The sequence below is a fragment of the Flavobacterium muglaense genome, assembly GCF_014305155.1.
GTDB lineage: Bacteria > Bacteroidota > Bacteroidia > Flavobacteriales > Flavobacteriaceae > Flavobacterium > Flavobacterium muglaense.
Genome location: NZ_JACRUK010000001.1, coordinates 57,564 through 73,599, shown reverse-complemented (window position 1 = coordinate 73,599; position 16,036 = coordinate 57,564). Strand labels below are relative to the sequence as shown.

Below are 16,036 nucleotides of genomic sequence, written 5' to 3'. Positions count from 1 at the left end.
CATGAGCAACTCAAATCAACAACAAGAGCAAATTAATATTGAATTGGATGAAAAAACTGCTGAAGGAATTTATTCCAATTTAGCAATTATCAATCATTCATCATCAGAGTTTGTTCTCGATTTTGTAAGTATCATGCCGGGTATTCCTAAAGCTAAAGTAAAGTCAAGAATTGTTTTGACTCCGCAGCACGCCAAAAGATTATTGAAGGCAATTGGAGAAAATATTCACCGTTTTGAAATCGCTCATGGCGAAATTAAAGATACTGAACAACCTCCAATACCGCTTAATTTTGGTCCTGCAGGACAAGCATAGTTTTATACTAAAGGCTCCAGAAATGGAGCCTTTTTTTTATTTAGAGTCATAACCTCTGCGCTGTAGCAGATTGTGTATTGGGCTGGTCAGTTTAGTTTTAATGCTGTATTTATTGATTTTTTGGCCTGTTGTTGTCGTTTTATTTGTTTATCAACGACTATTATAGTTGTTCATCGGAAAAATTTTATACAACTTTATTGTTCACGTACCTTTGTACAACAATAAGGGAATTACTAAATAGTCCTTTTTGAAAAGCAAAAAATTATGATTAATACAATAGTTACAATTAGCAAGAGAAATTCAGTTCGTTTATTTTTTATGTTTGCATTAATCTTGGTATCTAGTGTTTCATTTGGTCAAAGTAAAGAGGTTAACAATATCGTTTCATCTACTACAGAAGTAACGAATGAGGTTAAACAACAAAACAGCAGAGCTACTTCAAATATGGAATTTGTACTGTGGTTTATGGGTTCTAAGCAAGATCCAAATAGTACGATCTCTACTGAAGGAGTAAATACAAAAAAACAAATTATGACTTCAGGTTTAGCTCCTAATCGTTTATTGATTAAGGCTTTTTTGAAAAAGGCAGTTAACTTTGAAAGTGCTGTGGCTTAAATAAAGATAAAGTAACAACATAAAAAAAACGCTAATGAAAATTAGCGTTTTTTTTTATGTCTAGTATTTTTTGAATTACTCAAATTCTGATGTGAAAAATAATTTCACCGATGGATATTTATTTTGAGTCATTTGGATTGTAAAGTCTGAATCGGCTAGAAAAACTAATTGACCGTACTTATCGTGTGCCAAGAATTTTTGTTTAATTCGTCTAAATTCTTTGAACTCGTTGTTTTTAGCGTCATCTGGTTTTACCCAACATGCTTTGTGTACAGGAAAGTTTTCATAGGTACATTTTGCACCATATTCATGCTCTAATCGATATTGTATCACTTCGTATTGTAGTGCTCCAACAGTTCCTATGATTTTACGGTTATTCATTTCTAATGTAAATAACTGTGCGACCCCTTCATCCATCAATTGGTCAACCCCTTTGTCAAGCTGTTTTGCTTTCATTGGGTCTGCATTATTGATGTATCTAAAGTGTTCAGGAGAGAAACTTGGAATCCCTTTGAAACTCATGATTTCTCCTTCGGTTAGCGTGTCTCCAATTTTAAAGTTTCCAGTATCATGTAGCCCTACAATGTCACCAGGATAAGAGATGTCTACAATTTCTTTCTTCTCAGCAAAAAAAGCATTAGGGCTGGAAAATTTTAAATTTTTCTTTTGACGTACATGGTAGTACGGTTTGTTTCTTTCGAATGTTCCAGATACTATTTTGATAAATGCCAAACGGTCTCTGTGTTTGGGGTCCATATTAGCATGGATTTTAAATACAAAGCCGGTCATTTTTTCTTCTTTTGGATCTACTAGTCTAGTTTCAGACTCCTTCGCTCGCGGTGAAGGTGCGATAGCAATAAAACAGTCCAAAAGTTCTCTTACACCGAAGTTGTTCAATGCAGATCCAAAGAATACCGGTTGTAATTTTCCGTCTAGATAATCTTGACGATCAAATTTTGGATATACTTCGTCAATCAATTCTAGCTCTTCACGTAATGTGTCGGCTGGTTTTTGACCAATTATTTTTTCTAATTCAGGGCTTTGAACATCAGAGAAAGCAATTGTTTCTTCAATGTTTTTACGGTTATCACCGCTAAATAAATTGATGTTTTGCTCCCATAGATTGTAAATACCTTGAAAGTCGTATCCCATTCCTATAGGAAAGCTTAAAGGTGTTACAGTAAGACCTAGTTTTTGCTCCACTTCATCCATTAAGTCAAAAGCATCTTTACCCTCGCGGTCCATTTTATTAATGAAAACAATGATCGGAATTTTACGCATTCGACAAACAGCAACTAATTTTTCGGTTTGCTCCTCAACTCCCTTTGCAACATCAATAACAACAATTACGCTGTCTACTGCCGTTAATGTCCTAAAGGTGTCTTCGGCAAAATCCTTATGACCAGGTGTGTCTAGAATATTGATTTTTTTATCTTGGTAATTAAAAGCCAAAACAGAGGTAGAAACCGAAATCCCTCTCTGACGCTCAATTTCCATGAAATCACTCGTAGCTCCTTTTTTAATTTTATTATTTTTTACGGCTCCCGCTTCTTGAATTGCACCACCAAAAAGCAGTAGTTTTTCTGTTAGGGTTGTTTTACCGGCATCTGGATGCGATATAATTCCGAAAGTTCTTCTTCTTTGTATTTCTTTTAAAAAGCTCATATTTACTGTAAATAGTTTGCAAAAGTACTATTTATATATGCTAAAAAAAAGAAAGGCAGTGCTCTTTTGAACATGGATCATTTTTATTACAGTTTTAGATCTATTTAAGTAAGTTAGTTGTGATTGATGAAGATTAAGTTTTGCGCTAGTTGGTTGAATGAATGCAGCTGAAATAGAAAATAAAATAGAGAATCATCCTGTTGAAAACTGGCAAGTCTTGGATTTTTGTTAATCTAAGCCGTTACGCGAGCCATCTGTCTATAATTTTTTGTTAATAGTACTGTTGAAACTTGTATTATGTAATCGAATTGTTATTTTTGTTCGCTTAAAAGCGGGTTAAAGGTTTGTAAGAACATTTTTATTTCTAGATACTTATAACGCATATTTGGTTGCGTGAGTCAGTTATTTGTGGAAAGATGTTAAAAAAGCAACAACAGGCCCCTATATTATAGTTTAAATTTCAAATAATGGTTTTAAATAAATTTCAAATGAAGTCCATCAATAATAAAATTGCACTTATTTTTTTTCTTGTATTTTTTTCAAGTACACTAACACAGGCTCAGGAAGTAATTAAGGATAGTGTGGTTGCACCTGTTAAGAAGGTTAAATCAAGTCAGCGTCAAAAAATTGATGGTGTTATTGCAACAGTGGGTGACTATATTATTTTGGATTCAGATATTGATAAATCATACTTGGAGATTTCTGGTCAAGGTGGATCAATCAAAGATATTACAAGATGTCAGATGTTAGGTAAACTAATGGAAGATAAATTATATGCTCATCAAGCAGTTCAAGATAGTATTAAAGTAACAGATGCCGAAGTTAAAGGCTTGATGGAAGATCAATTGAGTCGTATGGTTGCTCAGATTGGTTCTTTAGATAAAGTTGTAGAGTATTACAAGAAAAATTCAGAGGAAGAGTTTAAAAGTTATTTCTTTGATATTTTAAAAGAGCAAAGGTTGACTTCTGAAATGCAAAAAAAGATTGTTGAAGGAGTAGAAATTACTCCAGAAGAGGTTCGTAACTTCTTTAAAAGTATTCCTAAAGATGAGTTGCCACAGTTTGGTGCCGAAATGGAAGTCGCGCAAATTGTAATTGAGCCAAAAATTTCGGATGCTGAAAAGCAAAAGGTAATAGACAAGCTAAATAGTTTTAAGAAAGATGTAGAGGAAGGGTCTAGTTTTTCTACGAAAGCCGTTTTGTATTCTAAGGATCCTGGATCAGCTTCAAATGGAGGTTTTTATAAAATGAATAGAAAAACAGCTTTTATCAAAGAGTTTAAGGATGTTGCTTTTAGTTTGCAAGAAGGGGAGATATCGGCTCCGTTTGAAACTATTTACGGGTTTCATATTATATATATAGAGAAAATTAAAGGTCAAGAAATTGAATTGCGTCATATTTTATTAACGCCATCTGTATCAGAGGAAGAGGTAAATGCGGCTAAAGAAAAGATTACTTTGATTCGAAATAAAATTATTGATAAGAAAATAACTTTCGCTGATGCGGCAAGAGCAGAGTCTGATCAAAAAGAAACAAAAGCTAACGGTGGAGTTTTGATTAACCCAAAAACGCAAGACACACGTTTTGAATTGACAAAAATGGATCCAAGTCTCTACAGCCAAGTCTCAAATTTAAAAGATGATTCTATTTCTCAGCCTTTCTTAGATTCTGATGAAAATGGTAAAAAGACTTTTAAAATTGTAACGGTAACAAATAGAATTAATGAACACACAGCTGATTATGCTACGGATTATATTAAGATCAAAGAATTAGCTTTAAAAGAAAAGCAAATTAAAGCTATTGGAAAATGGTTTGATGAAAAGATCAAAGAAACGTATGTAAAAGTTCTAGGAGAATATAGAGATTGTACTTTTACAAATAATTGGATTAAAAAATAATTTTTATAAAATAAATAAAAAGAGTTAGCTTTATGAATCCATAGAGTTAGCTCTTTTTTAATTTAAACAAGTTTATAAATGTCTGATGTCGCAGCAATACATGATTTAGTTCAAAAACGTAATGATCTTAAAACCGAAATAGCCAAAGTTATCGTTGGTCAAGATGCGGTGGTAGATCAAATTTTATTAAGTATTTTTTCTGGTGGACATGCACTTTTGGTAGGTGTGCCCGGATTAGCCAAAACTTTATTGGTGAATACATTGGCGCAAGCTTTAGGTTTGAATTTTAAAAGAATTCAGTTTACACCAGATTTGATGCCTTCGGATATCTTAGGGAGTGAAATTTTAGATGAAAATCGCCAGTTTAAATTTATAAAAGGGCCCGTTTTTTCGAATATTATTCTAGCTGACGAAATCAATAGAACACCTCCTAAAACGCAAGCGGCCTTGCTGGAGGCTATGCAAGAACGCTCAGTTACAATTGCTGGGGAAAATTATAAATTAGATCTTCCTTATTTTGTTCTTGCTACACAAAACCCTATTGAGCAAGAAGGGACTTATCCTTTGCCAGAGGCGCAGTTAGATCGTTTTATGTTTGCTATAAAATTAGAGTATCCTACATTTGAAGAAGAAGTAGAAGTGGTTAAAAGAACAACTTCAGACGCTCGCTCAGTGGTGAATTCATTATTTACAGCCCAAGAAATTATTGATTTTCAGCATTTGATACGTAGGATTCCGGTAGCAGATAATGTGGTAGAATATGCGGTGGGATTAGTCAGTAAAACCAGACCGGATAACGCTATGGCAGACGGTTTTGTGAAAAATTACTTAGACTGGGGAGCAGGTCCAAGAGCTTCGCAAAATTTAATTTTGGCAGCCAAAGCAAATGCAGCTTTTAATGGTAAGTTTTCGCCAGATATTGAAGATGTGAAGGCGGTTGCTATTGGGATACTCCGTCACAGAATTATTAAGAATTATAAAGCAGATGCCGAAGGAATCACGGAGGAAATTATTATTTCAAAGTTGCTTTAAAGCACTTTTGAGCTGGATTTTTTGTTAGAACTATATCGTTTTCTTAGATCGCTGTCTTTTTGTGTTTTTAAAAACGCGAAAATACAAATGATTAATTATGGATTAACCATAAAACTGTTAAAATTTTTGTATTTCGCTAATATTACGCATTAAAAATCAGTATTAGATAATAATAATTTTTGAAAAGCGCACCTCTATTAAATTTTTTTAATTCTCATCTTTAATATGTAAATTTGCGTTTGAAAAACAAATAAGTACCTATATACAATGGCTTTTGTGTTGAATTTGTCAATGTAATGAGCTGTTTAAATTGAAAAAAAAATACTTCTATTATGAATACGTATAAGGATTATATCCAAGAGATTGCCGAAAGAAAAACCCAAGGGCTTAACCCAAAGCCAATTGATGGAGCAGAATTATTGAGCGATGTTATTTCGCAAATTAAAGATTTGAATAACGAGTATAGAGTAGATTCTCTAAACTTCTTTATCTATAATGTTGTTCCTGGAACTACTCCTGCTGCTGGTGTAAAAGCTAAGTTTTTAAAGCAAATCATTTTAGGGGAATCAGTAGTTGCTGAGATTACTCCTGTTTTTGCTTTAGAATTGTTATCGCATATGAAAGGGGGTACTTCTGTTGAAGTTTTACTAGACTTGGCTTTAGGAGCTGATGCTGCTATTGCAAAAGAGGCTGCCAAAGTTTTAAAAACGCAAGTTTTTCTTTATGAAGCAGATACGGATCGTTTAGAAGCAGCTTATAAAAGTGGTAATGCTGTAGCTAAAGAAATTTTGGAGAGTTATGCTCAAGCAGAATTCTTTACTAAGTTACCAGAAATCGCAGAAGAAATTAAGGTAATTACTTACATCGCTGGTGTTGGAGATATCTCAACAGATTTACTTTCTCCAGGAAACCAAGCACACTCAAGATCGGATCGTGAATTGCATGGAAAATGTTTAATTTCTCCTGAAGCACAAGATGAGATTAAAGCTATGGCCGAAGCTAATCCTGATAAAAGCGTTATGCTTATTGCAGAGAGAGGTACAATGGGAGTTGGATCTTCAAGAATGTCAGGTGTGAATAACGTGGCATTATGGACAGGAAAACAAGCAAGTCCTTATGTTCCTTTTATTAATATTGCTCCAATCATTGCAGGAACAAATGGTATATCACCAATTTTCCTTACTACTGTAGGTGTTACAGGAGGAATTGGAATTGATCTTAAAAACTGGGTTAAAAAAGTAGATGCACAAGGAAATGTTGTTGTGGATGCTGCTGGAGAACCAGTTCTTGAAGAGGTTTACTCTGTGGCAACAGGTACTGTTTTGACTATCAATACAAAATCTAAGAAATTATATAACGGAGACAAAGAATTGATTGATATCTCTTCTTCATTAACTCCGCAAAAAGTGGAATTTATCAAAGCGGGTGGATCTTATGCTATCGTTTTTGGTAAAAAACTACAAACATTTGCTTGCAAAACTTTAAATATTGAAATTCCGCAAGTTTACGCTGCATCAAAAGAAATTTCTATCGAAGGGCAAGGACTTACGGCTGTTGAAAAAATATTCAACAAAAACGCTGTTGGAACAACTCCGGGTAAAGTATTGCACGCAGGTTCAGATGTACGTGTAGAAGTTAATATCGTAGGTTCACAAGATACAACTGGATTAATGACATCACAAGAATTAGAGTCTATGGCTGCTACTGTGATTTCGCCAATTGTTGATGGTGCTTACCAATCAGGTTGTCATACTGCATCAGTTTGGGATAATAAGTCAAAAGCGAATATCCCAAGGTTAATGAAGTTTATGAACGACTTCGGATTGATTACAGCTCGTGATCCTAAAGGAGAATATCTTGCCATGACGGATGTTATTCATAAAGTATTGAATGACCTAACAGTTGATGACTGGGCTATTATTATTGGAGGTGACTCTCATACTAGAATGTCTAAAGGGGTTGCTTTTGGAGCAGATTCAGGAACAGTTGCCTTAGCATTAGCTACAGGTGAAGCTACTATGCCAATCCCGCAATCAGTAAAAGTAACGTTCAAAGGAGAGATGAAACCATACATGGATTTCCGTGATGTAGTTCATGCTACTCAATCTCAAATGTTGCAACAATTTAAAGGAGATAACGTGTTCCAAGGAAGAGTTATTGAAGTGCATATTGGTACATTAACTGCTGACCAAGCGTTTACATTTACAGATTGGACTGCAGAGATGAAAGCGAAAGCGTCTATCTGTATATCTGAAGATGCTACTTTAATCGAATCATTGGAAATTGCAAAAAGCAGAATCCAAATCATGATTGATAAAGGAATGGATAATGCAACTCAAGTATTAAAAGGATTGATTGCTATCGCAGATAAGAGAATTAACGAGATTAGAACTGGTGAAAAACCAGCTTTGGCTCCAGATGCAGATGCAAAATATTTTGCTGAAGTAGTGGTGGATCTTGATATTATTGCTGAACCAATGATTGCAGATCCAGATGTAAATAATATTGATGTGTCTAAAAGATATACACACGATACAATTCGTCCACTTTCTTTTTATGGTGGTGATAAAAAAGTAGATCTTGGTTTTATTGGATCTTGTATGGTTCATAAAGGAGATATGAAAATCTTAGCTCAAATGCTTAAGAATATCGAAAAACAACAAGGTAAAGTTGAATTTAAAGCGCCTCTAGTTGTTGCTCCACCAACTTATAACATTGTTGATGAATTAAAAGCCGAAGGAGACTGGGCTGTTTTACAAAAATATTCAGGTTTTGAATTTGATGATAATGTGCCTAAAGCTTTGGCTCGTACATCTTATGAAAAAATGTTGTACTTAGAGCGTCCTGGTTGTAACCTTTGTATGGGTAACCAAGAAAAAGCGGCTAAAGGAGATACTGTTATGGCAACATCAACACGTCTTTTCCAAGGAAGAGTAGTAGAAGATACAGAAGGTAAAAAAGGAGAGTCCTTACTTTCGTCAACACCAGTTGTGGTTTTGTCTACAATTTTAGGAAGAACACCTACTATCGAAGAGTATATCGCCGCGGTAGACGGAATCAACTTGACTAAGTTCTCTCCTTCACACAAGCAACTAGTTAGATAATTGTAAATTGTCTGTTAAATATATTCTAAAAGCCTGAGTTAATAGCTCAGGCTTTTTTATTAGAGCTGTTTTTTTTGTATCTTGTGGTGTTTAAAAGGATAAATAAATATAAAATTTAGAAAGTATGGCTTTTGATATTGATATGATTAAAAAAGTGTACGACAATATGGCGACTCGTGTTGAAGCTGCACGTAAGGTAGTGGGACGTCCGCTTACATTAACGGAGAAAATTTTATACACCCACCTTTGGGATGGTAAAGCGAGTCAAGCTTACGGCAGAGGAGTGGATTATGTTGACTTCGCTCCAGATAGAGTTGCTTGTCAAGATGCAACTGCACAAATGGCTTTGTTGCAATTTATGCATGCCGGAAAGAAAACGGTTGCAGTACCTACAACGGTACATTGTGACCACTTGATTTTGGCAAAAGTAGGAGCCGAAAAAGATTTAGCTTTTGCAAAACAGCAATCAAGTGAAGTTTTTGATTTTTTATCTTCTGTTTCAAATAAATACGGAATTGGTTTCTGGAAACCAGGCTCAGGGATTATTCACCAAATCGTTTTAGAGAATTATGCTTTCCCAGGTGGAATGATGATTGGAACTGATTCGCATACTGTAAATGCAGGTGGTTTAGGCATGCTGGCTATTGGTGTTGGTGGAGCTGATGCGGTGGATGTAATGTCAGGAATGGGATGGGAATTGAAATTCCCTAAACTAATAGGTGTAAAATTAACAGGTAAATTATCAGGTTGGACAGCGCCAAAAGATGTAATTCTAAGAGTGGCTGATATTCTTACTGTAAAAGGGGGAACAGGAGCAATTGTAGAATATTTTGGTGAAGGGGCGCTTAATATGTCTTGTACGGGTAAAGGAACTATTTGTAATATGGGTGCCGAGATTGGTGCTACTACATCTACTTTTGGATACGATGATTCCATGCGTAGGTATTTAAGTGCTACAGGACGCCAAGATGTAGTTGACGCTGCGGATAAAGTGGCTGATCACTTAACAGGGGATCCTGAAGTATACGCTAATCCTGAGCAGTATTTTGATCAAGTAATCGAAATTAATCTTTCAGAGTTGGAACCTTATATCAATGGTCCTTTTACGCCAGATAGAGGTACACCAGTTTCTAAAATGAAAGAGGAAGCTGCTGCAAACGGATGGCCAATAAAAGTAGAATGGGGTTTAATCGGTTCTTGTACCAACTCTTCTTACGAGGATATGGCTCGCGCTGCATCCATCGTAAATCAAGCTGTGGAACACGGAATTACTCCTAAAGCTGAATTTGGAATTAACCCAGGTTCAGAGCAAATAAGATACACGATCGAGAGAGACGGTATGATTGCGACTTTTGAAAAAATGGGAACCAAAGTCTTTACCAATGCCTGCGGACCCTGTATCGGTCAGTGGGATAGAGCAGGAGCAGATAAGCAAGAGGAAAACACCATTGTACATTCATTTAACCGTAATTTTTCCAAAAGAGCGGACGGAAACCCAAATACCCACGCCTTTGTAACGTCTCCAGAAATGGTAGCTGCACTTGCAATTTCAGGACGTTTGGACTTTAATCCCTTGACAGATGCTTTATTGAATGATAAAGGAGAAGAAGTGATGCTGAAAGCTCCTTTTGGTGATGAGTTGCCTAAAAAAGGTTTTGATGTTGATGATAATGGTTTTCAAGAGCCTGCTTCTGATGGATCTGGAGTGAAAATTGTTGTTGATGAATCCTCAGATCGTTTGCAATTATTAGCGCCATTTGATGCTTGGGACGGTAAAAATATAACAGGAGCTAAATTGCTTATCAAAGCCTTTGGAAAATGCACAACCGATCATATTTCTATGGCTGGACCATGGTTGCGTTTCCGCGGACATTTAGATAATATTTCAAATAATATGTTGATTGGTGCTGTAAATGCATATACTAAAAAAACAAATTCAGTTAAGAACCAGTTAACAGGAGGGTATGATGCTGTTCCTACTGTCGCTCGTGCTTACAAAGCAGCTGGAGTTCCTTCTGTTGTTGTTGGAGATCATAATTACGGAGAAGGTTCTTCTCGTGAACACGCTGCAATGGAGCCTCGTTTCTTAGGTGTAAAAGCGGTTTTAGTAAAATCTTTTGCTCGTATTCATGAAACAAATCTTAAAAAACAAGGTTTGCTAGGTTTGACTTTTGCAAATGAAGCGGATTATGATAAAATTCAAGAGGATGACACGATCAACTTTATTGATTTAGTAGATTTTGCTCCAGGAAAACCATTAACAATTGAATTTGTCCATATTGATGGAAGTAAGGATTTGGTTTTGGCTAATCATACTTACAATGCAGGTCAAATTGGTTGGTATGTTGCAGGTTCTGCATTAAATTTAATTGCTGCTGAAGCTTAATTTTAAGTTTAGTATATATTAAAGACGCTCTGTGAAAACAGAGCGTTTTTGTTTTTTTTTTTAAGTTTTTGTTAAATTCTATATAAAGAGTTGTTAAAAAAAAACGATATTTGTAATAATTGGCTAAATTCGCATTTAGTACATTTTTGTATTTTAATATTGTTGATTTAGAATAAGTTAAATGTACTGGTTTTTAATAATTGCATTATTTAGTATTGAAAATCAGTTGATTATAGTTAGTTTTTATTGAATTTAAAATAGTGGTATGAAGTTTAGTAGTTTGATTTTAGGAATGGTAATGTTGGCAGGTTTCAGTTCTTTTTCACAAGAAAACTATACAAAGCATACTGTTGGTAAGGGAGAAACAATTACTAAAATTGCAGAACAATACAAGGTGAAATCATCAGCTATTTACGCACTAAACCCAGATGCTAAGAAGGGAATTAAATTTAAATCTGTTTTATTGATTCCGTCAACAAGCGAAAAAACTAAAATTACATCAACAGAAAAACCAACCAACTTTCCCGAAAAAACACATGCTGTTCTTCCCAAAGAAACCATTTACGGTATTGCAAAACAATATGGTCTGACGGTAAAAGAATTGTACCAAAGTAATCCTACACTAGAAAAATCAGGTTTAAGAAAAGGTCAAAAAATAACTATTCCAGGTAACGAATTTAATGCAGGTACAGCGCAAGTCGCAGAAAAGAAAACGGAAAAAGAGACCTCGAAAACTATTGATAAAAAGTCGACTGTGGCAGCGGATGATACTCCTGTTGCTGCTTCGGATATGGTTGTTCGTGAAATACAAGCCACAGAGACCAAGTATGCAATTGCAAAAGAATATGGTATTACAGTTGCAGATTTAGATAAAGCAAATCCAATTTTAGAAACCGAAGGATTAAAAATTGGACAAAAAATATTGATTCCAGTAAAAGCAGAAGAAAATAAAGGCACTGTAGCGGTAGTTGAAGCTACTAGTGTAAAACCTGTAGTTTTAGAAACTTTGAAGCCAGTAGTTCCAGATGAAAAACTTGCCGAGACTACCACAGTAACGCGCGAAGTGTTGCCAAAAGAAACTAAATACGGAATCGCAAGAGAGTACGGAATATCAGTTAAAGAGCTGGAAAGACAAAATCCAAGTATCGTAAATAATTTGCCAATAGGCTTTAAATTATCTATCAGTAATATTAAAATTGTTGAGCCTGTTATTGTGCCAGAAGCAGTAGCTATAGATACTAATACATCAAATTACAATGTAAAAGGATTTCATGGTACTGATTTTCTAGATCAACTAGTGTCTACAGCGTCAGAAAACATAGGGACACGATACCGTTCAGGTGGTACTACTAAAGATGGTTTTGACTGTTCGGGCTTGATGTGCACTACATTTGGAGCTTTTGATATCGACCTGCCTCGTACTTCAATAGAGCAATCTCATTATGGTACAAAAATCAATAATGAAGATGCTCAAAAAGGAGATTTGATTTTCTTTAAAACCAATGGGAGACGACAAATAAACCACGTAGGTATGGTGGTAGAAGTAAATGATGGCGATATAAAATTCATTCATGCTTCGTCAACTGGGGTTATTATTTCATCACTCAAAGAAAAATATTATACTAAAAGAGTTACTCAAATCAACCGCGTGTTGTAAAAAAAAAGAGGCGATTTTTAAACGATAATAAACTCCCAACTATATGCTTGGGAGTTTTTTTTTAGGAGCTATTTCCTGCTGTCGTTGCATCCTTATTTCATTAATTTTATTTTTCTAATGCCCCAAAAGGAGCTTCTTTTAGTCGCTCTTTTAGGTCAAGAAAAAGTAAAAATTAATTTCATAAGTATTTCACTACCATCAGGGCTAGGGCTTTATTGTGCTCTATGACTTTTTCGAGTACAAAAAAACCGCTATTGATGAAGTAGCGGTTGTAATGGATTGATGTTTGAAACCTTATTTATCATCTAAATCTTTGGTTATTTTAAATCCAACTAGTAAGCCTGTACCAGCTGTTAAAAAGATTATTCCAGGGAATAAGGCGTTGTCTGTAATCCCAAAAATGTTCTGTATCATTAATGCGATTAATATCCCTGCACCTACTCCCATTAAAACAACGGCTAGATTCAATAGAAAAGCTTTCCATAACGAAGAGGTGTGTTTGGGTCTCTTAGACATAAAAACACTGGCGTCAACTCCTTTTTCAATTAACGCTAAGCGCTCTCTGTTACGAGTCGAAAAAAATAAATAGAATACTCCGAAGATAGCTCCGAAAATGATGAAAATGATAAATACTTCTGGTCCCATGATAGTTTGTTTTTTAATTGATTACTTTTAATGTGTTCCTAGCTTAGGACGGTAGTAATGATACTTTGGTTACACTTTTTATCAAAAAAAACTTTTTTTAATTTAACTGTAACCAAAACAGCTGGATCACAGTCTTACCATTATATGATTCAAATTGAAGATACATACTACATTAAGAAAGTGCTAGCTGGAGATACAAAGTCTTTTGCTGTATTAGTAGATCGGTATCGGGATTTGGTGTTTACCTTAGCGTTGCGCATGCTAAAAAACAGGGAAGAAGCAGAGGAGGTTGCTCAAGATACTTTTATAAAAGTGTTTAAGTCTTTATCGAAGTTCAAAGGAGAGGCAAAGTTTTCGACTTGGATTTACAGAATTACATATAATAGTTGTCTTGATGCATTAAAGAAGTACAAACAAGAATATCAAAAAGATACAATTGACGAATTCACGGAAAGGCAGTTGGCAACATTAGATAATGCCTTTGAAATTTTGGCAGACAAGGAACAGAGCCAAATAATAGAAGCCTGTTTGCAAAAATTACCCGAAGAAGAAAGTTTTTTACTGACACTTTATTATTTTGATGAACAGTCAATAGCCGAAATTGCAAAAATCGTGGCTATATCTGAGGCTAACGTCAAAGTAAAACTATTTAGAAGTCGGAAAAAACTAGCTGCATTGTTAAAAGAAAAATTAGAACCAGAAATAATTGAGCAATATGAACGCGAGCGAAGATAAAAAACTAGAAAGCATAGTAAATAAAGCGATGAAAAGTAGCTCTTTGCAATCGCCTACTATTGATTTTACTGCGCAGTTGATGATGCAAGTTAGTGCTATGAGTCAGTCAAAAGCGACCATTTATAAGCCATTGATATCAAGAAAAGGATGGTCTTTGATTGCTGCTTTGTTTGCATTGATCATCGCTTATGTTCTGTATGGTCCACAGCAAGAAACTTCAAGTTGGATGGAAATGACGAATGTTAATAGCGTGGTGATGGATAAGATTTCCAGCACTGCTTTTGGTTTTTCTGTTTCAAAAATTGTTCTTTATGCAGTGTCTTGTTTGTCGGTTTTAGTATTGGTGCAGGTCTCGTTTTTGAAATTGCATTTTGATAAACGATTTCATATATAGATTTGATAAAGTAGCAGTGGTCTTTTTTTGTAAAATAGAATTAATGTAAATAGAGGGTAAGAGCATAAAAAAGTGTTGGCAATTCAGGGAGCTAAAAAATATTTTACAATCTTTGGCGTCGATAAAATAAATAGCATTATGAGCAAGACAAAATTAACAATCAATAAGAATGGTTCAATCAAGATCGAAGGTGATTTTGAAATCATGGACAGTGAAGGTAAAGTATACGGTTTAGAAGGAAGAACCGCTTTAGGTTTATGTCGTTGCGGACTATCTGCAAATAAGCCTTTTTGTGATGGATCACACCGTAATGGTTTTGAGCATGAACCAGCGGCATTTGATTTGCCACCAGTGAAAATAAAATAACTTTCGGTTTATAATTCATAAAAAAAAGCTGCATTTATTTATAAAATGCAGCTTTTTTTGTCTTCTTAGTTTTGAGTAATATGATTGTTTTTTAAAATGGTATTGAATTGTTCTTCCTTGCCTTGCTTTTTCATTTCGGCATAGATCATACTAATTATTGTTTCGGCATCTGTTCTATAAGGTGATTTTTGATCAACATATAAATTGTACGCTTTACACATACTATCAAGTCCTTTTTCGTACTCTTTGAGATAATTAGTATATATGTTTCCAATTCCATATTGCACTTCAGGATTGTTTTTTTCTACCGTGGCAAGTTTTTCGTAAGCTTCAATTGCTTTGTGGTATTCCTTTTTATAGATATAAGCAACGGCAATGTTTTGTAACGGCATCGTTCCAGTAGGATCAAGTGCAATGGATTTGCGATAGGCCTCAATGGCTTTGTCGATTTGATTAAGTTGTCTATAACTGATGCCTAAGTTATCCCAAGCAAATGCAAATTTAGGATCTTCTTTTACAGCTTTTTCAAAATTTTCGGCAGCCTTTTCATAATTTCCTTTCGTGCTTTCCTTTTGCCCTATAGAATAAAATTCACGTGCTTTTTTATTGTTAGAAACAGAGTTTTCATTTTGTTTTTCTGATGAAGCTGCTTTTACTTTCATTTCACTACAATTACTCATTAGATAGCGTTCCAGTTCATAATACGATTCTTTGTAGCTAGTTGATTCTTTATCGAGATTAATTGTGATGTCTACCTTTGTTTTATTGTTTTTTTCATTGTTGGTTTGCTTTAAGGTTGCAGTGTTCATGAGTTGTTTTCCTATATGTAAGGCTTCCGTATTTTTGTTGATACATTCGCTAATTTCAAGGGCAACAGCATCGTTGGTTTTGTCATACGCACTGATGGAGTCAATGCATTTACAGCTGTTATCAGCAAGTTCTTTTAGTAGTGTATCAGTTTCGGTTTTTTTATTTTTCTGCGCTGCACTTTCGTTTGAGTATAATGCAAGGGCAACTAGTATAAGGATTAGTTTTTTCATGGATGGGTTGTGTTTACGGCCTTTTTTTTAGTTTTTAGTGTAGAAATAGGATTACTCATTCTTCTGCTACGTCAAATATAAATAAAATCTTATTTTAAACAGGAACTATCAGTCCGTTTTTTCTTGTTATTGTAGTTCTTTTAGGTAATGGTTTAATGAAAATAAGTTAATGCTACGCTTCTCATT

The 16,036-nt window shown here is 34.8% G+C and carries 13 protein-coding genes; 10 read left to right on the top strand and 3 right to left on the bottom strand.

Annotated features, from left to right (window positions below; all coding sequences use genetic code 11):
* Window position 1: 1 nt before the first annotated feature.
* Window positions 2–313 (top strand): DUF3467 domain-containing protein, encoded by a 312-nt coding sequence (locus H8R24_RS00355; RefSeq protein ID WP_187016596.1) that lies wholly within the window; start codon window positions 2–4, stop codon window positions 311–313.
* Between the two features lie 264 nt (window positions 314–577).
* Window positions 578–928, top strand: coding sequence for a hypothetical protein (locus H8R24_RS00350; RefSeq protein ID WP_187016595.1), 351 nt, complete (start codon window positions 578–580; stop codon window positions 926–928).
* A 75-nt stretch (window positions 929–1,003) separates the two neighbouring features.
* Here the strand turns inward: H8R24_RS00350 and H8R24_RS00345 are convergent, their stop codons facing one another.
* Window positions 1,004–2,593 (bottom strand): peptide chain release factor 3, encoded by a 1,590-nt coding sequence (locus tag H8R24_RS00345; RefSeq protein ID WP_187016594.1) that lies wholly within the window; start codon window positions 2,591–2,593, stop codon window positions 1,004–1,006.
* Window positions 2,594–3,060: 467 nt separating this feature from the next.
* Between H8R24_RS00345 and H8R24_RS00340 the strand changes: the two genes are divergently transcribed.
* From H8R24_RS00340 to H8R24_RS00320, 5 genes are all read left to right on the top strand, one after another.
* Window positions 3,061–4,491, top strand: coding sequence for a peptidylprolyl isomerase (locus tag H8R24_RS00340; protein ID WP_187016593.1), 1,431 nt, complete (start codon window positions 3,061–3,063; stop codon window positions 4,489–4,491).
* Between the two features lie 78 nt (window positions 4,492–4,569).
* Window positions 4,570–5,523 carry an AAA family ATPase gene (locus H8R24_RS00335; RefSeq protein WP_187016592.1) on the top strand — a complete coding sequence of 318 codons (954 nt, stop codon included), beginning with the start codon at window positions 4,570–4,572 and terminating at the stop codon, window positions 5,521–5,523.
* A 332-nt stretch (window positions 5,524–5,855) separates the two neighbouring features.
* A complete protein-coding gene (locus H8R24_RS00330; RefSeq protein WP_187016591.1) occupies window positions 5,856–8,627 on the top strand; it encodes a bifunctional aconitate hydratase 2/2-methylisocitrate dehydratase in 2,772 nt (923 codons plus the stop codon).
* A 124-nt stretch (window positions 8,628–8,751) separates the two neighbouring features.
* On the top strand, window positions 8,752–11,013 hold the full coding sequence (locus H8R24_RS00325) for an aconitate hydratase (protein ID WP_187016590.1): 2,262 nt from the start codon (window positions 8,752–8,754) through the stop codon (window positions 11,011–11,013).
* A gap of 265 nt (window positions 11,014–11,278) precedes the next feature.
* Window positions 11,279–12,670, top strand: coding sequence for a peptidoglycan endopeptidase (locus tag H8R24_RS00320; RefSeq protein ID WP_187016589.1), 1,392 nt, complete (start codon window positions 11,279–11,281; stop codon window positions 12,668–12,670).
* Window positions 12,671–12,964: 294 nt separating this feature from the next.
* Here the strand turns inward: H8R24_RS00320 and H8R24_RS00315 are convergent, their stop codons facing one another.
* Entirely contained in the window at window positions 12,965–13,315 is a 351-nt protein-coding gene (locus tag H8R24_RS00315) for a DUF6249 domain-containing protein (RefSeq protein ID WP_187016588.1), read from the bottom strand.
* Between the two features lie 57 nt (window positions 13,316–13,372).
* Between H8R24_RS00315 and H8R24_RS00310 the strand changes: the two genes are divergently transcribed.
* The 3 genes from H8R24_RS00310 to H8R24_RS00300 all read left to right on the top strand — a co-directional run bounded on the left by H8R24_RS00310 (window position 13,373) and on the right by H8R24_RS00300 (window position 14,810).
* Window positions 13,373–14,050, top strand: coding sequence for an RNA polymerase sigma factor (locus H8R24_RS00310; protein ID WP_317173674.1), 678 nt, complete (start codon window positions 13,373–13,375; stop codon window positions 14,048–14,050).
* Window positions 14,031–14,444: a hypothetical protein gene (locus tag H8R24_RS00305; protein ID WP_187016587.1), complete on the top strand. Its 414-nt coding sequence runs from the start codon at window positions 14,031–14,033 to the stop codon at window positions 14,442–14,444. Before H8R24_RS00310 ends, H8R24_RS00305 begins: the two co-directional genes overlap by 20 nt.
* Window positions 14,445–14,582: 138 nt before the next feature.
* Complete coding sequence (locus H8R24_RS00300; protein ID WP_187016586.1) at window positions 14,583–14,810, top strand: CDGSH iron-sulfur domain-containing protein; 228 nt, start codon at window positions 14,583–14,585, stop codon at window positions 14,808–14,810.
* Between the two features lie 65 nt (window positions 14,811–14,875).
* Here H8R24_RS00300 and H8R24_RS00295 read toward each other — a convergent pair whose 3' ends face one another.
* A complete protein-coding gene (locus H8R24_RS00295) occupies window positions 14,876–15,850 on the bottom strand; it encodes a tetratricopeptide repeat protein (RefSeq protein ID WP_187016585.1) in 975 nt (324 codons plus the stop codon).
* Window positions 15,851–16,036: the final 186 nt, after the last annotated feature.